The sequence below is a fragment of the Pseudarthrobacter sp. NPDC055928 genome (genome assembly GCF_042270935.1).
Classification (GTDB): Bacteria; Actinomycetota; Actinomycetes; order Actinomycetales; family Micrococcaceae; genus Arthrobacter.
Genome location: NZ_JBHJZH010000004.1, coordinates 104,191 through 121,922, shown reverse-complemented (window position 1 = coordinate 121,922; position 17,732 = coordinate 104,191). Strand labels below are relative to the sequence as shown.

Below are 17,732 nucleotides of genomic sequence, written 5' to 3'. Positions count from 1 at the left end.
TCAGGCTCCTTCAGGGACGGCGACGGGGGTGCTGGTGTCGAGGTAAATCGTGGTGCTTTTTGCGGCGGCGGATTCCTCGATGGCGTTCAGGATCCGCTGGACCTCCAAGCCGTCTTCGAACGACGGCGTGGGTGGGGTCCCGCCGTCCACCGCGAGGAGGAAGTCGCGGATCTCGTGCGTGAACGTGTGTTCCCAGCCGATGATGTGGCCCTGCGGCCACCACGCGTCAAGGTAGGGGTGGTCGGGTTCGCTGACCAGGATCCGGCGGTAGCCCTGTTCGCGCGCCGGTGCGGTGGCGTCCAGGAAGCGGAGTTCGTTCAGGTTTTCCAAGTCGAAGAGGATGGAGCCCTGATCGCCGTAAATTTCCAGTTGCAGGGAGTTCTTCCGGCCGGTGGCCACCCGGGAGGCTTCCACTGAGGCGATCGCGCCGGAGGCGAGGGACAGGGTGGCCCAGGCGGCGTCGTCGACCGTCACGTCCTCCAGGCCCGAAGTGCCGGGGCGGCGGGTGGTGAACGTGTGCGTGCGGCCGGAGACCTCGGTGACCTTGTCTTCGAGGAGGAACAGGACCTGGTCGATCGCGTGCGAGGCGATATCGCCCAGGGCCCCGGACCCGGCTGTTTCCTTCGTGAGGCGCCAGGTCATGGGCGCGGTTTCGTCGGCCAGCCAGTCCTGCAGGTACGCGGCGCGGACGTGCCGGACGGTTCCCACGCGGCCTTCGGCGATGAGTTCCCGGGCCAGGGCCAGGGCCGGGACGCGGCGGTAGTTGAACCCCACCATCGACTGCACGCCCTTCGCCCTTGCCGCCTGGGCGGCCTGGGTCATGTCTTCGGCCTCGGCCAGGGTGTTGGCCAGCGGCTTTTCCAGGAGCACATGCTTGCCCGCTGCGAGGGCGGCGGTAGCGATTTCGGCGTGCATCCACCCCGGCGCGCAGATATCCACGATGTGGATGTCGTCGCGATCCAGGACAGCGCGCCAGTCCGTAGCTGTCTCCGTCCAGCCGTACTTTGCGGCGGCTTCGCGGACGCCGGCGGTGTCCCGGCCCACGAGGAGCTTCTGCTCAAACGCAGGCACATCGAAGAAGCTGGCCACATTCCGCCACGCATTCGAGTGGGCCTTGCCCATAAAGGCGTAGCCAATCATGGCAACCCCGAGCGGGCGCTGGTTGTTCGTTGCTGGGGTCATGATCATGCGTCCTGGAGAGTGGCGGTTTCTGGGGCCCAGTCCTCGGGGAGGGCCGGGGAAGCGGGCGCGGAACTGGCGACGTCCACGAACGTGCCGGTTTCCATGGATTCGGAGATCGAGACCATGCTGTCCAGGACGTGGTAGGCCAGGTTTCCCGTGGCGCGGTGCGGGACGCCGGCCCGGATGGACCGGGCCATGTCCAGGACGCCCATGCCGCGGCCGTTGGCAGGCCCGGTGGCCGGAATGGTGGTCCAATCCTCGTCGCCGGCCCGCCAAAGCTTGAGGTCGCCGTCGAAATTGTTGGGGTCCGGCAGGCTGAGGGTGGCCTCGGTTCCGGTGATCTCCACGAAGCCCATCCGGGCGCGCGGCGATTCGAACGAGAAGACGCTGTGGGAGGAGGCGCCTGACTCGAACTGGGCCATCGCGGACACGTGCGTAGGTACCTCGACGGTAAATTCCTCACCGGCCTTGGGTCCGGAGCCGATGACGCGGACGTCCTTGGCCTTGGACCCGACGGCGGCGACCTTCCGTATGGAGCCGAAGGTCTGGACCAGGGCGGTGAGGTAGTAAGGGCCCATGTCGAAGAGCGGGCCGGCGCCGTGCTGGAAGAGGAACGCCGGATTGGGGTGCCACGATTCCGGGCCAGGGGTCTGGAACGTGGTCATGGCGGTAAGCGGGACGCCGATGTCGCCCCGTTCGATGATCCGGCGGGCCGTCTGCAGGCCAGCGCCCAGGAACGTGTCCGGCGCGCAGCCCAGACGAATGCCGGCGGCGTCGGCGGTCTTAAGCAGGCCCAGCCCGGATTCGCGGTCCAGGGAGAAGGGCTTCTCGGTCCAGACGTGCTTGCCGGCGTTGACAGCCGCCGTGGCCACCTCCACGTGGGCCGCGGGGATAGTCAGGTTCACGATAATCTCGACGTCGGGATGGTTCAGGGCCGCGTCCACGCCGCCCCACTGGGCGATGCCGTATTCCTTGGCACGGGCTTCGGCGGCCTCCTCGAAGAGGTCGGCGATGACGTGGACCTTGAGGTCCGGGAAGATCGTGAGGTTGTCCAGGTAGGCCTTGGAGATGTTGCCCGCGCCGATGACGGCAACGCCCACCGGACCCCGGCCCGTGGCTTCTGCGTCCGTGCCTGCTGCGCCGCTCATGCCTTGACGCCTTCGGCGCTGTTGGATTCGGCTGCCTTAAGGTACGCGAGGCTTTCGGCGATGCCTTCGAAGATGTCCCCGGAATAGTCGTCGAACTCCACCACGCCGACTTCGAGGGACTTGGCGGCCGCGACAACATCGAGGACAGCCACCTTGCCCTTTCCCGCAGGCAACTGGGCTTTCGTGTCGGTGTTCAGCGGGCCGTCCTTGATGTGGATGAGCTTTACCCGGTCACCGAGTTTGGTGAGGATGTCCACGGGGTCCTGTCCGCCCACGGCCACCCAGTAGGTGTCCACCTCGAGGACAACCTCGGGGTCCAGAAGATCTGCGAAGTACTCCAGGGCAGTGCGTCCCTCGATGGTGGACTCCAATTCCCAGGCGTGATTGTGGTAGCCCACGCGGATCCCGTATTCGGCGCCCTTCTTGGCGGCGGCGTTGAGTCGGGCGGCCGTGGCCTGGATGTCCTCCGTGGATTGCCAGCGGTCGGCCGCGATGAACGGGTCGATCACGGTGGTGATACCCAGTTCCCTGGCGGCGGCGAAGATCTGCTCCTGGTCCTGGCTGAGCAGCGGTGCGTGTCCGGACGGTGCGGTGAGGCCGTTTTTCGTCAGCGCAGCCCCGAGTTCCTTGGCGGTGGCAACAAAGTTATAGGGCTCCACCTGGGTGAAGCCGATCTCCGCTACCTTGCGGATCGTGCCGGGCAGATCCTCCTGCATCGCATTGCGCAGGGTGTATAGCTGGATTGAATAGTTCATGGGTTCTCCTGACCTCGAGACGCTTTCCCCTAAAGCTAGAACTACTTTTGACGAGGGTCAAGCAAAAGTTGGATGTTAGGCGTCAACCTTTTCTCAGCGTGACACGCAGAAGAGGGTGTGTTATTCATGAACCATGAGTCTCATGCCCGGAACTGCGCCCGCCAGCCCTGACGGCGGCGGCAATCTGGCGCGCGCCGGTGACCTCTTTCAGCTCTTGCGGGACGGCAAGGCACGAACCCGGGCCGAGCTGGCCCTGACCACGGGCCTTGCCCGTTCCACCGTGGCTGCACGCATCGACGCCCTGATCGCGTCCGGCCTGGTGGGGGCAGCGGGGGAGGCGAACTCCAGTGGCGGCAGGCCGCCGTCGCGCTTTGCCTTCAACCCCGCCGCACGCGCCGTCCTGGCCGTCGACGTCGGGGCCACCCACGTGATTGTTGCCGTCACGGACCTCAGCGGACGAATCCTGGCGGAGCGGCGCCTCGCGCAGGACGTTGCCGAAGGGCCCGAACCCGTGCTCGGCAGGGTAGTACAGGAAGGACTGGCCCTGCTGCAGCAGGCCGGCCGGGACGTGGGCGATGTTGCCGGCGTGGGCATCGGACTCCCGGGTCCGGTGGAACATGCCACCGGAAGGCCCGTCAAGCCGCCCATCATGCCTGGCTGGGACGGGTTCGACGTCGTACGTTACGTTCAGCGGTCGCTGCCCGTGCCGGTACTGGTGGACAACGACGTCAACATCATGGCCTTGGGCGAGCGGGCAGCGCACTGGCCCGATCACGAGAATTTCCTGTTCATCAAGGTAGCCACCGGCATCGGCTCCGGGATCATCAGCAGCGGCGAGCTGCAGCGTGGCGCGAACGGCACGGCGGGCGACCTGGGCCACGTCCGGGTCCCGCGCGGCGACGACGTTCTCTGCCGGTGCGGGAACTACGGTTGCCTGGAAGCGCTCGCTTCCGGGCCGGCCATCGCCGCGGAACTCACGCGCCAAGGAGTGCCGGCATCGAAAGGCAGCGACGTCCTGCGGCTCGTGGCCGGCGGAAATGTGCAGGCCGTCCAGGCCCTGCGCCAGGCCGGACGGGACGTGGGCGACGTGCTGGCCACCGTGGTGAACCTGCTCAACCCCTCCGTCATTGTCATCGGCGGCAGCCTGGGCCAGGCGGGCGAACACCTGATGGCAGGCGTCCGCGAAGTGGTGTACCGGCGGTCCCTGCCGCTGGCGACCTCGCACCTGGGGATAGCGCTGACGGTGGCCGGAGACCAGGCCGCCATCCTCGGTGCCAGCCAGCTGGTCACGCAGTTTGTGCTGTCTCCTGCAGCAATCGAAGCGACACTCCAGGCAGCTGGCTAGCGAATTACTACGGGGTGAGCACCCGCACTGGTGAGCCGGCAAGCCACGCCCTTACGTCCTCGAACGCGCCGCCATAGAACTGCCGGTAGCTTTCCGCTGTCACGTAGCCCAGGTGCGGGGAGAGCACCGTGTTGGGGGCCGACAGGAGGGGGTGGCCCGCGGGCAGGGGTTCTTCGTCGAAGACATCCAGGGCGGCGCCGCGGATCCAGCCCCCGGCCAGCGCGCGTACCAGCGCGTCCTGGTCCACTAGTGGCCCCCGGGCGGTGTTCACCAAGATGCCTTCAGGGCCAAGGAGCCGCAGTTCGGGTTCACCCACTATTCCCTCGGAACGGGGAGACAGCCGCAGGTGGAGCGTCGCGACGTCGGAATTTCGGAACAGGTCCTCCTTGCTGACGAGCTGGACACCAGCCTCGGAGGCACTTTCGGCGGTGAGGTTTTGGCTCCAGGCGAGCACTTCCATCCCAAAAGCCTGGCCATAGGTGGCGATCCTGCGGCCAATCTTGCCCAGCCCCACGATGCCGAGCGTCTTGCCGGCCAGCTCGAACCCCACAGTGGTTTGCCACGTGCCGGCGCGCAGCGAGTTTTCTTCGGCGGGGATGTGCCGGGCGGCCGCCAGCAGCAGGGCCCAAGTCATTTCCGGTGCTGCGGCGGGGGAGCCGGCGGTCCCGCACACGGTGATGCCCAATTCCGCCGCGGCACCGACGTCGATGGACGCGTTCGCCATGCCCGTAGTGACCAGTAGCTTGAGCGCGGGCAGCCTTTCAAGGACCGAACGGGGAAAGGGCGTCCGCTCCCGCATGGCGATGACGATCCCGACGTCCGCGAGGGCCGCCACCAGGGCATCGTCACTGGTGAAGGGTTCCCGAAAGACGGTGACGGACACCCCGTCCTGTTCGAGGGCGGCCCAGTCGGCGAAGCCGTGGGCAACACCCTGGTAGTCGTCGAGGATGGCAAGCCGGTGCTGCATGTCTGTTTCCTTCGTCACGTAGTCAGAGCTTGGTGCTCGAGGGCCTGGGCTTATCGTAGCTTTGGCGCTTCCCGCCGCGGACGTCCGGGGGCCGCGCGGCGTGATAGCAATGGAAGTGATGAAATCATTTTTAATGCCAGTAGCTGCCCAGTGAACGGCCGGCTCCTGGCCCGTGTGCCGAACGGCTGGATCCTGCTTGCCTGCATCGGCCTCCTGGCGCTCAATCTGCGGGGTCCGTTTGTTGCGGTCGCCCCGGTTGTGGACGTCATGCAGGCAGAGCTGGGCTTTTCACCGGTGGTGCTGGGGCTCCTGACCAGCATCCCGGTACTCTGCTTCTCCCTGTTCGCGCCGGTGGCGTCGCTGGCTGCGCGCAGGTTCGGGGCTGAGTTCGCTGTGACGCTCACCATCCTCGGCGTGCTTGCCGGCGTGGTGGTCCGCTCTGCAGGCGGCCCTGCCCTTGTTGTTGCCGGCACTGTGCTGATCGGTCTTGCCATCACGGTGGGAAATATTGCGGTTCCGCTGATTATCCGGCGGGACTTTTCGCCGCTGCGGCAAGGGACGGCAATGGGCGTGTACACGGCGGCGCTGAACATTGGCTCATTCCTGACCTCCGTAGTCACCGCGCCGCTGGCCGAGCTGGCCGGGTGGCGGGCGGCGCTCGCTGCAGTAGGGATCCTGGCAGTGGCGGCGATCGCCTTCTGGACTGCCGCCGTCGGCGCCCGCAGTGCCTTTGTCCCCACAAGTGTTGAAGCGCCGGGCGGCCAGGCGCGGCCCGCCGTCAGGGGCTCCGGCTGGATCACCGCAGGACTGACCGCCGGATTCGCGGGACAGGCCTTCTCCTATTACGCCGTGACCGCGTGGCTCCCGAGCTACCTCAGCGATGAACTCAGCATGTCAGCCTCCGCGGCCGGCGCCGGATCGTCCATCTTCCAGATCCTCGCCATTGTGGGCGCCCTTGGCGTACCGTTCGCGGCAAAATACTCCAGCACGACGACGGCGGCCCTCACCTTGGGCGTCCTGTGGACGGCCGTGCCGGCCGGGCTGCTGCTCGCGCCGGGGCTGTGGTGGCTCTGGTCCGTGTGCGGCGGGATTGCCCAAGGCGGCGGGATCACGCTGATTTTTATCGCCATCATCAAGCTGGCACGCGATCAGGCGTCAGCGGGCCGGATGTCCGCCATCGTCCAGGGCGTGGGCTACTGCTTCGCGGCGGTGGCTCCGCCGCTCGTGGGGTTCGTGCACGACGCCGCAGGTTCGTGGACCCCGGCGCTGCTGGTAGTCCTGGCGTCCGTGCTGACGTTCTTCCTCTGCACCACCCTCGCCGTGCGGCTGGTGCCTAAGGGCCGCTGACGGGTCCCGCCGTCGTCGTTCTTCCCCTGCCCAGACTTTCGAAACGCTCTCAGATCCTGCAACAAATGCAGCAACGCTCTCTCACTTTCTTGAAAAAAGTGAGAGAGCGTCCGGGGGCACACGGTGTGGGCTGGCCGTGCGCGCCTTCTTATGGGGTGTTCCGTCGCCGGGCCGGCCCCCGGATCTCGGGGTGCCTGTTGCGAAGGGCATGCCAGCCCGGCGAACGGAAATCGGTCAGGCCGCGGCCAGCTCCTCAACCGTGGCCTTTTCACGGGCTTCCGTGAGGTACCTGGCGTAGGCGGGGAGGGTGAGGAAGGTCGGGAAGTCCTGGGCCAGGGTGACTTCTTCGAAGATGTCGCGGGCGTCTTCGAAGCGGTCGCCGTCGAAGCGTTCCAGGCGGGCGAATTCCTCGTCGAGGAGTTCCTCGATCCAGTGGTGGGTGACGATCTCTCCCCGGTCCGTGATGGCGCTGGCGAACATCCACTGCCAGAGCTGCGAGCGGGAGATTTCGGCGGTGGCGGCGTCTTCCATGAGGTTGTGGATGGCGACGGCGCCGTTCCCCCGCAGCCAGGATTCGATGTAGCGGATCCCGACTTCGATGTTGTTCCGGATGCCCTGTTCGGTGATGGTGCCCTCAGTGGCGGCTACGTTGATCAGGGCGCGGTCATCGGGGATGACGTCCTCGCGGAGCTTCTCGAGCTGGTTGGGGCGCTCGCCGAGGATGCTGTCGAACACTTCGCGGCACACCGGCACCAGGTCCGGGTGGGCTACCCAGGAGCCGTCGAAGCCGTCGTTGGCCTCGCGCGTCTTGTCGGCGCGGACTTTTTCGAAGGCGTTGGTGTTGGCTGCTTCGTCCTTGCGGTTGGGCACGGCTGCTGCCATCCCGCCGATGGCCATGGCGCCGCGCTTGTGGCAGGCGCGGACCAGTTGTTCGGTGTAGGCGCGCATGAACGGCTGGGTCATGGTCACCTGGGCGCGGTCCGGCAGGACGAACCGGGGTCCGCGGGTGCGGAAGTTCTTGATCAGGGAGAAGATGTAGTCCCAGCGGCCGGCGTTCAGTCCGGCGGCGTGGTCGCGCAGCTCGTAGAGGATCTCCTCCATTTCGAAGGCCGCGGTGATGGTTTCGATCAGCACGGTGGCGCGGATGGTTCCCTGCGGGATGCCGAGCAGGTCCTGGGCGAGGATGAAGATGTCGTTCCAGAGCCTGGCTTCGAGGTGGTTCTCGATCTTGGGCAGGTAGAAGTACGGGCCCTTGCCCTGGGCGATGAGGCGGCGGGCGTTGTGGAAGAAGAACAGGCCGAAGTCCACGATGCCGCCGGCAACGGGGGTGCCGTCGATGAGCATGTGCTTCTCCGGCAGGTGCCAGCCGCGGGGGCGGACCACGATGGTGGGAAGTTCCCCGGCGGGGCGGAGCTTGTATTCCTTGCCCTCTTCGGTGGTGAAGTCGATCCGGCGTTCCAGCGCGTCGGTGAGGTTCAGTTGGCCCTTTATGACGTTGCGCCAGGTGGGGGTGGAGGAGTCCTCCATGTCCGCGAGCCACACCTTCGCGCCGGAGTTCAGGGCGTTGATGGTCATTTTCTTGTCCACGGGCCCGGTGATCTCAACGCGGCGGTCTTCCAGGCCAGGCGCCGGGGGAGCGACGCGCCACGAAGGGTCGTTGCGGATGTCCTCGGTCTCCCGCAGGAACCGCGGGTCCTGGCCGCCGGCGATGTCAGCCCGCCGGGTCCGGCGTGCCTGCAAAAGTTCCTGGCGCCGCGCCGCCGTCGCCCGGTGCAACTTGGCCACAAACTCCAGAGCGTCAGGAGTCAGAACCTCGTTCTGCCGGCAAATAGGCTGCGCGGTCAACGTAATGCCGTTGATGGTGAAGTTGTCAGTGAAGCTGTTCATGGGAGTGACTCCTTAAAAGTCCGCCGTTGCCCTATCACTTGTGGTCCCCAAAAGCGGCGAATGAGGACTCTAAGTGATAGGGCAACGAGGAAGGGGGAAGAATTTAGTGGAACTGGCCCTCTTCGGTCGATCCGACCAGTGCGAGGGTGGATGCGTTCGGGTTGAGCGCGGTAGCGATGTCGTCGAAGTAGCCGGTGCCGACTTCGCGCTGGTGCTTGGTCGCGGTGTAGCCGCGGGATTCGGAGGCGAATTCCTTTTCCTGGAGCTCGACGTAAGCGCTCATGCCTTCACGGGCGTAGCCGTGGGCGAGGTCGAACATCGAGTAGTTCAGGGCGTGGAAGCCGGCCAGGGTGATGAACTGGAAGGTGAAGCCCATGGCACCAAGTTCACGCTGGAACTTCGCGATGGTGGCGTCGTCGAGGTGCTTGCGCCAGTTGAACGACGGCGAGCAGTTGTACGAGAGCATCTGGTCCGGGAAATCGGCCTTGACCGCTTCGGCGAACTTGCGGGCCAGCTCAAGGTCCGGGGTGCCCGTTTCCATCCAGATGAGATCGGAGTACGGGGCGTAGGCCTTGGCGCGGGCGATGCAGGGTTCGATGCCGTTGCGGACCTTGTAGAAGCCCTCCGGGGTCCGCTCGCCGGTAACGAATTCCTGGTCGCGGGGGTCGACGTCGGAGGTGATCAGGGTTGCTGCCTCGGCGTCGGTGCGGGCGATGACCACAGACGGGGTGCCGGCGACGTCGGCCGCCAGGCGGGCTGCGTTCAGGGTCCGGACGTGCTGCTGGGTGGGGATGAGGACCTTGCCGCCCAGGTGGCCGCACTTCTTCTCGGAGGCGAGCTGGTCCTCCCAGTGAACGCCTGACGCGCCGGCCTGGATCATGGATTTCATGAGCTCGTAGGCGTTCAGCGGGCCACCGAAGCCGGCCTCGGCGTCGGCCACGATCGGGACCATCCAGTCCTCAACGGTCTGGATGCCCTCGGAGAACTCGATCTGGTCTGCCCGGAGGAGCGCGTTGTTGATGCGGCGCACCACCGTGGGGACCGAGTTGGCCGGGTAGAGCGACTGGTCCGGGTAGGTGTGGCCGGAGTTGTTGGCGTCCGCGGCAACCTGCCAGCCTGAAAGGTAGATGGCGCGCAGGCCGGCCTTGACCTGCTGCACGGCCTGGTTGCCGGTCAGGGCGCCCAAGGCGTTGGTGTATCCGCCGGTCTTGTGCTCTTCGGTGAGCTGCTTCCACAGCTTTTCCGAACCGCGGCGGGCCAGCGTGTGTTCCTCGGAGACGCGGCCGCGGAGGCGGACGACGTCGGAAGCTGAGTAGTCACGGGTCACACCTTCCCAGCGGGGGTTGGCGGCCCACTCAAGCTCCAGGGCGGCGGCCTGCTGTTCGGGCGTCTGCTGGGTGGGCTCAAATGCTGCAGTCATCGTTGTCTCCTTGATTGAGCTCCGGGGTGGTGATCCGCCGGCCAGGGCTGCGTCCTTGCAGTCCCGGCCGGCTATCCCGGTGCGGTGTTTCTTTCCGTGATCACTACTTTTCAGCACTTCCCAACACTTCTCTAGGGGAAAATCATGGAAAGAAATGCACTTCTTCGCGTATCCTCAAGAAATGCCCCCTTCAAGCTGGAACCGCAAAGCCGCTGCACCGCCGTCGTCCACTGCCGCACCGGAACTGGACGTCATCAGCCTCGGCCGCCGCGTCCGCCACCTGCGCAAGGCGGCCGGCATGACGCTCGATGACCTGAGTGCCGCCGTCGGTACCGCCCCAAGCCAGCTGAGCCTGATTGAGAACGGCAAGCGGGAGCCCAAGCTGGGGCTGCTACAGCAGCTCGCAGCGGCGCTGAATGTGGGCATCGATCAACTGTTGGGCGCCGAGCCGCCCAACCGCAGGGCAGCCTTGGAAATCGAGCTGGAACGGTACCAGCGCAGTCCCATCTACGAGTCACTGAACCTGCCGAAAATCCGCATCAGCTCGCGGCTTCCGATGGACGTGCTCGAGTCGATGGTGGGCCTGCAGCACGAGCTGGAGCGCAAGCTCAATGAGCAGATCGCCACGCCGGAGGAGGCCCGGCGCGCCAACGGTGAGCTGCGTGCCATGATGCGTGAGCGGAACAACTACTTTCCCGAGTATGAGGCCGAAGCCCAGAAGGTGCTGGCGAGCGTCGGGCACACCACCGGTCCGCTGTCCCAGCACGTGATCGCGGACATTGCCGCCCACCTTGGATTCAGCCTCCATCATGTGGGTGACCTACCGCATTCAACCCGATCCGTCACTGATCTCAAGAACCACAGAATTTATCTCACGCAGAACCAGCGCACGGACCACGATCCCCGCTCGGTGCTGCTGCAGGCCCTGGGCCACTACGTCCTGGGCCACCAAACGCCCAAAAACTATGGTGATTTCCTGATGCAGCGCGTGGCCACCAACTATTTCGCCGCGGCGCTGATGCTCCCGGAGAAGGCCACCGTGGAGTTCCTGCAGCAAGCCAAACAGGCGAAGGAAATCGCCGTGGAGGACATCCGCGACGCCTTCGCAGTCTCCTACGAAACAGCCGCGCACCGCTTCACCAACCTCGCCACGGAGCACCTGGACATCCGCACGCACTTCCAGAAAACGCACCAGAGCGGCATCATCTACAAGGCCTACGAGAACGACGGCGTGACGTTCCCGCAGGACCACACCGGCGCCATTGAGGGCCAGCCGTCGTGCAAACAATGGACGTCCCGCGTGGTGTTCGACGTCGCCGACAAGTTCCGTGCCTACAACCAGTACACGGACACTCCCGCAGGGACGTACTGGTGCACCGCGCGAACCGAGCGCTCCGCAAACGGTGAGTTTTCGCTCTCCGTCGGCGTGCCATACGCGCACGTGAAGTGGTTCCGCGGACGGGACACCACCGAACGGTCAAAGTCCACGTGCCCGGACGAAAGCTGCTGCAAACGTCCGCCGGCGGAGCTGGCCTCGGAATGGGCTGGCAACGCCTGGCCGTCCGCGCGGGCCCATTCGCACCTGCTGGCGGCCATGCCGCCCGGGGCGTTTCCCGGCGTCGACGAGACCGAGGTGTACAGCTTCCTCCAGGCGCACTCCGGTACCTGACCAGGACGCTCTCTCACTTTCTTGGCGAACGTGAACTGCTCCTGTTTGGGCGGTGGAGGAGTCATGGGCAAGGAGTGCGCCGACGCGTTCGGCAACGAGGTATCGGACCGGTCCCATCCCGCGAGCACCAGTATCGGGCCAATTGCTTGCAGCCTAGGTCCAAACGAGCCATCTATTCAGGCGCGAGCTGCTGTCCCTGTTGATCAGCGACTGTAAGGCTGGCAAGGATCGTTGTTGGCAGTCCTAAGGCAGTCAGCGAGGCACGGATTTGGTAACGGCCGGGCACGAGCCCATCAAGTTCGGGGGTGTTTAGCAGGGCAGGGAGGACGCGTTGCTGGCCCGGGGCTAAGGGGGGCAGTTGAGCTGCCTTGCCGTGGGCGTACCAGCCGCTTCCGATTCTGTTTCCTTTGTAGTCGAGGACGATTCCCTGGACATGGCTGTGGTCTTCTTCGCTCGGATTCCACGTGCTTGCGGCGTCGTTGATTAGGACGACGGCAATTTCCGGTGGTGATCCGTTTGTCATCATGAAGTTTGGTTGTGACCATTCCAGGCGTAACCACTGCCTGCGGAGTTCCTGCACTGGAATTGGGAGATAGCTCGCGGGACCAGCAAATTGCCATCCGTTCTTGTCGTGATGCAACTGCACGAGAACCCATCGACCCGGGCTTGCTTGGTCGGGTGCGCCAAGCACAAGCACTTCTAGTGCCCAAGAAGGGTAGGAAGTCTGCACGCGTCGCCAGCCAATAAGAGGGAAATCATCCGATGCCCGGGGCGGGAGCACGTTCTCCTCCGAGAACCAGCGCGAGACGATCTCATCCCAGCTCATTCCAACTTCGTGGAGGGTGGAGCGCTCAACCTCCCATGGTCCGAGCTGGGATAGCTGCAATTCTGAAATCTTGTTCCCCATGGCTCTCATTCTGCCCCAGCCCACGTAGCTGCAGCTTTGACCGTGTCAGGAGCCCACCAACCTTCGGGGACCAGTTCAATGTGAGAGAGCGTTCGGGTCAGCCGTGGAGTTCCCGGTACGCATCAGCAGCTGCCGGGTGCAGCGGCAGGCCGGCAGTGTTGATCAGCGACTCAGGACTCAGGAACTGGACCCCCAGGCTGGAGCGCGGGATGAGTTCTTCGGCGTTCCCCACCAGCAGTTCAACGGTCCTCCTGACGGTCCGGTCATCGAGGTCGTTGCGGCAGAGGAGCAAGTTCGCCACGCCAATGGTCCACACCGCCGGAATCCCGTCGTAACTCCCGCCAGGGATCAGCACGCGGTCGTAGTAAGGGCCATAGCGCGTCCGTATGGACGGAAGCAATGACGACAGATCCAGGAGCTCCAGGGCGGCATCCCGGTTGCTTCCAGCGATGGCTGCCGTAGGCACGCCACCGGACCAGAACAGCGCATCCACTGCTCCGGCCTGCAGCGCCGCGAGGCCATCGTTGAGCCCGAGGTTCTGCACGGTGACTAAGTTTTCGACGGCGGACGTTGGGGCCGTGCCTACCGTTGCGGTGGCCAGTCCCGCCGCTTCAATGAGACGGGGTGTGGTCAGCGATGTCCCCGAACCGGGCTCACCGACGGCAACCGTCCTGCCGGCCAGGGCGGCGAGATCGTGGATGCCGCTGTCCTTGCGCACCACGCAGTGGACGTAATTTTCATAGACCCGACCGAGCGCCCTGATTCCGGCGGCCGACTTGCCATCTGCTCCAAACTGCTCGGCCGCGGCATCCGCCAGCGCGATCGCGAACGTGGCCTGCCCCGCCAGCAGTTTCCCTAGGTTGTCCAGGCTGCCGCCGGTTATCAGAGCCGAAGCTGTATCCGCCACCCCACGCTGCTGGAGGGACGCAGCCAGCAGCGTGGCGAACTCGAGGTAGAAGCCCCCCGGCTCACCCCCAGCGACCGTGACACTGCCCGGACGGTCTTGGCGCGTACAGCCGCTGAGGGCTGGGCCCAACAACCCAGCCAAGCCGGCAGCCAGTCCTGCTTTGAGGGCCGCGCGCCTCCGCGGAAGGCCGCTGTGGCCACTGGCGGCGTTAGCCAGATCTGTCACGACGGGCCATCCTCACTCGGCCCGGCCACGGCACGCGGAAATTCAATGCGCGCGATCAGGCCGTGCGGGGAAGCCCCGGCCAGCAGCAGTCGGCCACCGTTGGCACGCGCCAGCCTGTCCACAATGGTCATGCCCAAACCGTTCCCACGGATATTGCGGTGCTGTGGGGAGCGCCAGAAGCGGCTTGTGGCAGCAGCCCGGTCTTCGGCGGAAAGCCCGGGACCGTCGTCGGAAATTTCGACGGCGACTGCGTCCGGGAGGCTGCGGACGGCCACCGTAATGCGGGAACCGGCCGCGTACTTGATGGCGTTGTTGATCAGCTCGCCAACCATCTGAGCCAGTTCTGCGGCGTTGCAGGCTATGTGCACCGCGGGCTTGGGCGGACCGTCCAGCAGGATCGAGGCCCCGCTTTGCCGTGCCGCCGGGCCAGCCCGCTCGGTTTCTTCCTGCAGGACCGCGTAAGGGTCCACAACGGCCGGGAGCACGTGCGAGGAGGCTGTTGGCGGGACTCCGGCCGAGTCTTCTGATGCCCGGTGTTCCGCTGCAGCGAGGCGCAGTACGCCGTCGAGGATGTCCTCCACACGCTCAAGCTCGGCGAGGACCCCGTCCGACGCCTTCTTTTCCCGGGCGGTCTGCAGTTCAAGCTGCAGCAAGTCGATCCTCAACCGCAGTGCACCCACCGGGTTTCGTAGCTGGTGGGAGGTATCGGCAATCAGCTGGCGCTGGGAGTCGATGCTCTCGCTGACCGTCCGCGCCATTCTGGTGAAGGAACGGCTCAATTCCCGCAGTTCCGGCGGTCCGGCCTCAGGAAGATTTCCGGTCCGGCCTGTTGCCTCAAGCTCCGTCACGGCCGCATTCAGGCGGTGCACAGGGCGCAGCACCCAGCCGGTTACGCGGGCGGCGCCGAGGAGGAGCACCGCAGCGAGGGCGGCTGCGGCCACTCCAACGAGGAGCCACCGCTCGCGCAGTTTCAGCCGCGCGGCATCCAGGTTGACCTTTAGTACGGCTTCGCCAAGAACCTGGCTGGCACTGCCGAACGAACGGGAGATCACCTCGGAGCCTGTTCCAAAGGGCTGAAGCGGCGACAGGGCGGTGTCGTTGAGGTTGAGGCTGGCCCGGGCCAGTGCATCTCGCACACCTGGGCTCTCCTCGCTCAGTCCGCCCGAGCGCAGGGTGCCTGCCTGGAGGCGGATCAGGACCCCCTCTCCGTACAGTTCGGAGTATCTGTCCATCTCGGTCTGCAGCTGTGTGGGGTCCCCTCCCTCGGTCGCGGCGTCGAAGGCCACCTGCGCGAGGCGGTTCAGGGCGGCTGCCCGGTTGATCTGGAGTTCCTGGGTCAGCTCCCGGCTGGCCGACGTCAGGATCGCCGTTGAGGCGACAATGACGATGAGGACGGACAGGATGCTCAGGACTCCGAGGACGCGCAGCCTCACGCCGGATCCGCCTCGACCCGGTAGCCCACGCCCCGGACGTTGATAATGAAGCCGGGCAGTTGGAGCTTGGCGCGCAGGCCTGTCAGGTGCACGTCGAGGGATCGTGAGGAGGCAAGGAACGCGTCGCCCCATAGAGCATCCAGGATCTGCTCCCGGGTGACCACTGAACCGGCGTGGCCCGCCAGGAGCGCAAGCAGGTCGAATTCGGTGGCGGTCAGGGGCAGGACCCTGGGACCGATCGCCGCCACACGACGTTCGAGGTCCACCTCGAGTCCGCCCAGCACGATGGTCCGCTGCCTGCTGTCCCTTGCACGGCCCGCCCGCCGGGTGACTGCTTCGATGCGGGCGAGGAGCTCAACGAGTTTCACCGGCTTGACGAGGTAGTCATCAGCTCCGGACCGCAGGCCAAGCACCACGCTGCGTTCGTCGTCGCGGGCTGTCAAAATCAGGATCGGGACGGGTGTTACCTGGCGAAGCTTGCGCAGGACGTCGAGTCCGTCCATGTCCGGCAGGCCCAAATCGAGCAAGATGACTCCAAAGCGCCGGTGCTCCAGGAGCGCGTCAGCTCCGCGGGCAACCCGGGAGGCCGTGTGTCCGGCGGAAACCACGGCTGCGTCGAGCGCGGACGCCATGGCGTCGTCGTCCTCGACGATGAGCACATCCATTGCCTGATCCTGTTCCGTTTGAGCGGCCGTTTCTTCCCCAGTCCGCCTTTGGAGATTACCCCGTTCGCCGATATTCCGCCCTGCACTGGGCGGGACCAGCTTTCAGCGCCAGGCATGGGGGCAAAACCTAAGGAAGTGTTAGGACTTCGGCTCCAGCGTTGGTTGTGCGATGGATCACCCATAGCTTGGATGGGGTCCCTGGCCTTCGCCGGGACCATCAATGTCGAGGAGGAACCATGGGCAACGTTGCCGTGGACAGCAAGAAAGTAAAACGGGGACCTGTGGCGAAGCCGGCCAGGAAGGTCCAGCGATGAGTACCCAGCAAACCGGAATCCAAAGTGAGTCAGCCCAGACCCGGCGGGCAGTCAGCAACATCCTCAAAGGCTCAGCGGGCAACCTCGTGGAGTGGTACGACCTCTATGTCTACACGGTCTTCGCCGCCTACTTCCAGTCCCACTTCTTCAACTCCAAGGACGAGCTGCAGGCTGGCCTGGAGGCGATGGCCGTGTTCTCGACGTCGTTCCTGATGCGTCCCATCGGCGCCTGGTTCTTCGGCCGCTACGCCGACCGCAAGGGGCGCAAGGCCGCGCTGACGTTGAGTGTCACGCTGATGTCCGCGGGCTCCTTCGCCATCGCGCTTTTGCCCACAACCCAACAGGTGGGCGTCTGGGCCTTGGTGCTGCTGATCCTCATCCGCCTGGTCCAGGGCTTCTCAGTGGGCGGTGAATACGGCACCAGCGCCACGTACATGTCCGAGGCTGCCACGTCTAAGCGCCGCGGTTTCTTCTCCAGCTTCCAGTATGTGACCCTGATCGGCGGCCAGATGATGGCCCTGCTGGTTCTGGTCATCCTCCAGAACGTCATGCCCAAGGACGACCTGACCGAGTGGGGCTGGCGTATCCCGTTCGCCATCGGCGGTGTGGCCGCGCTGGTTGTCCTCTGGCTGCGGCGCTCCATGGAGGAAACAGTCTCCGCGGAGCAGGTTGAAGCCGCGAAGGTACCCGCGGTGGCCGGCGTTGCGCAGCCCGGCACCATGAAGTTGCTGTTCACGCAGTACTGGAAGCCGCTGCTGATCTGCATCGGCGTCACACTCGGCGGCACGGTGGCGTTCTACACGTATACCAACTTCATCCTGAAGTTCATGAACGATACGTCCGGCATCGCCAAGACGGATACCTCGGTTATTAACTTCTGGGCGCTGTTCATCTTTATGCTGCTCCAGCCCGTGTACGGCCTGATCTCAGACAAGGTGGGCCGCAAGCCGCTGCTGCTGTGGTTCGGCATCACCGGCGTCCTGTTCACCTGGCCGCTGCTCTCCACACTGTCCAACACCAAGGACCCGTTCACCGCGTTCCTGCTGATGATGGGCGGCCTGTTGATCGTTGGCGGCTACACCTCCATCAACGCCCTGGTGAAGGCTGAGCTGTTCCCCGCCTCCATCCGAGCCCTCGGCGTCGGCCTGGGTTACGCGATCGCCAACTCGCTGTTCGGCGGCACTGTCCCGCTGCTCGGTGCCGCGTTCCAGAAGGCCGAACGCGTGGACCTGTTCTTCACCTACGTCACCGTTGCCATCGCCATCTCCTTGGTGGTCTACATCTTCGCGCTGCGGAACAAGAAGGCCACGCACCTGGACCGGGAACAGGGCGATGCCTGGTCCGAAGCCCGCAAGGACGATGACAAGGACAAGGACCTCGTGGACGCCTAGCGCCTTAGCTTCAACACGCAGGAGGTTCGACGGCGGGTGGCCGGCACAGCGGTTCCTTCCGGGACTGTGCCGGCACCCGGCGTCGTCCCCCACCACCCAGAACGCTCTCTCGGTTCCTGTGGTAAATGAGTGAGCGTCCCGGGAGGGCAGGGGAGGGGCGCGGTCCGGGC

General features: G+C 65.4%; 14 protein-coding genes. 4 read left to right on the top strand and 10 right to left on the bottom strand.

Annotated features, from left to right (window positions below; translation table 11 throughout):
* Genes ACFC25_RS07315 through ACFC25_RS07305 form a run of 3 tightly spaced genes read right to left on the bottom strand, consistent with a single transcriptional unit; the run spans position 1 to position 3,085 of the window.
* Complete coding sequence (locus tag ACFC25_RS07315; protein WP_376044631.1) at positions 1-1,188, bottom strand: Gfo/Idh/MocA family protein; 1,188 nt, start codon at positions 1,186-1,188, stop codon at positions 1-3.
* The gene (locus ACFC25_RS07310) at positions 1,185-2,330 is read right to left on the bottom strand and encodes a Gfo/Idh/MocA family protein (protein WP_376044630.1); all 1,146 of its coding nucleotides are present in this window, start codon (positions 2,328-2,330) and stop codon (positions 1,185-1,187) included. The genes ACFC25_RS07315 and ACFC25_RS07310 overlap by 4 nt, the downstream gene beginning before the upstream one ends.
* Positions 2,327-3,085, bottom strand: a complete 759-nt coding sequence (locus tag ACFC25_RS07305; RefSeq protein ID WP_376044629.1) for a sugar phosphate isomerase/epimerase family protein — start codon at positions 3,083-3,085, stop codon at positions 2,327-2,329. The genes ACFC25_RS07310 and ACFC25_RS07305 overlap by 4 nt, the downstream gene beginning before the upstream one ends.
* A 133-nt stretch (positions 3,086-3,218) precedes the next feature.
* Here ACFC25_RS07305 and ACFC25_RS07300 point away from each other — a divergent pair, with 133 nt between their 5' ends.
* On the top strand, positions 3,219-4,430 hold the full coding sequence (locus ACFC25_RS07300) for an ROK family transcriptional regulator (protein WP_376044628.1): 1,212 nt from the start codon (positions 3,219-3,221) through the stop codon (positions 4,428-4,430).
* A gap of 7 nt (positions 4,431-4,437) precedes the next feature.
* On the opposite strand, the gene ACFC25_RS07295 is transcribed toward ACFC25_RS07300, so the two are convergent.
* Positions 4,438-5,397: a D-2-hydroxyacid dehydrogenase family protein gene (locus ACFC25_RS07295; protein ID WP_376044627.1), complete on the bottom strand. Its 960-nt coding sequence runs from the start codon at positions 5,395-5,397 to the stop codon at positions 4,438-4,440.
* Between the two features lie 150 nt (positions 5,398-5,547).
* Between ACFC25_RS07295 and ACFC25_RS07290 the strand changes: the two genes are divergently transcribed.
* Positions 5,548-6,744, top strand: a complete 1,197-nt coding sequence (locus ACFC25_RS07290; RefSeq protein WP_376044626.1) for a CynX/NimT family MFS transporter — start codon at positions 5,548-5,550, stop codon at positions 6,742-6,744.
* A 234-nt stretch (positions 6,745-6,978) separates the two neighbouring features.
* Here the strand turns inward: ACFC25_RS07290 and aceB are convergent, their stop codons facing one another.
* Both aceB and aceA read right to left on the bottom strand, forming a co-directional pair.
* Complete coding sequence (aceB, locus tag ACFC25_RS07285; protein WP_376044625.1) at positions 6,979-8,631, bottom strand: malate synthase A; 1,653 nt, start codon at positions 8,629-8,631, stop codon at positions 6,979-6,981.
* A gap of 103 nt (positions 8,632-8,734) precedes the next feature.
* Positions 8,735-10,051, bottom strand: coding sequence for an isocitrate lyase (aceA, locus tag ACFC25_RS07280; protein ID WP_337347999.1), 1,317 nt, complete (start codon positions 10,049-10,051; stop codon positions 8,735-8,737).
* 154 nt (positions 10,052-10,205) lie between these two features.
* Here aceA and ACFC25_RS07275 point away from each other — a divergent pair, with 154 nt between their 5' ends.
* The gene (locus ACFC25_RS07275; RefSeq protein WP_337348000.1) at positions 10,206-11,720 is read left to right on the top strand and encodes a helix-turn-helix domain-containing protein; all 1,515 of its coding nucleotides are present in this window, start codon (positions 10,206-10,208) and stop codon (positions 11,718-11,720) included.
* Positions 11,721-11,892: 172 nt separating this feature from the next.
* Here the strand turns inward: ACFC25_RS07275 and ACFC25_RS07270 are convergent, their stop codons facing one another.
* The 4 genes from ACFC25_RS07270 to ACFC25_RS07255 all read right to left on the bottom strand — a co-directional run bounded on the left by ACFC25_RS07270 (position 11,893) and on the right by ACFC25_RS07255 (position 15,857).
* Positions 11,893-12,627, bottom strand: coding sequence for a hypothetical protein (locus ACFC25_RS07270; RefSeq protein WP_376044624.1), 735 nt, complete (start codon positions 12,625-12,627; stop codon positions 11,893-11,895).
* Positions 12,628-12,724: 97 nt separating this feature from the next.
* The gene (locus ACFC25_RS07265; protein ID WP_376044623.1) at positions 12,725-13,759 is read right to left on the bottom strand and encodes a TAXI family TRAP transporter solute-binding subunit; all 1,035 of its coding nucleotides are present in this window, start codon (positions 13,757-13,759) and stop codon (positions 12,725-12,727) included.
* A complete protein-coding gene (locus ACFC25_RS07260; RefSeq protein WP_376044622.1) occupies positions 13,756-15,192 on the bottom strand; it encodes a sensor histidine kinase in 1,437 nt (478 codons plus the stop codon). Before ACFC25_RS07260 ends, ACFC25_RS07265 begins: the two co-directional genes overlap by 4 nt.
* On the bottom strand, positions 15,189-15,857 hold the full coding sequence (locus ACFC25_RS07255; RefSeq protein ID WP_337348004.1) for a response regulator transcription factor: 669 nt from the start codon (positions 15,855-15,857) through the stop codon (positions 15,189-15,191). The genes ACFC25_RS07260 and ACFC25_RS07255 overlap by 4 nt, the downstream gene beginning before the upstream one ends.
* A gap of 310 nt (positions 15,858-16,167) precedes the next feature.
* On the opposite strand from ACFC25_RS07255, the gene ACFC25_RS07250 reads away from it, so the two are divergent.
* Positions 16,168-17,562, top strand: a complete 1,395-nt coding sequence (locus ACFC25_RS07250; protein WP_337351881.1) for an MFS transporter — start codon at positions 16,168-16,170, stop codon at positions 17,560-17,562.
* Positions 17,563-17,732 lie beyond the last annotated feature (170 nt).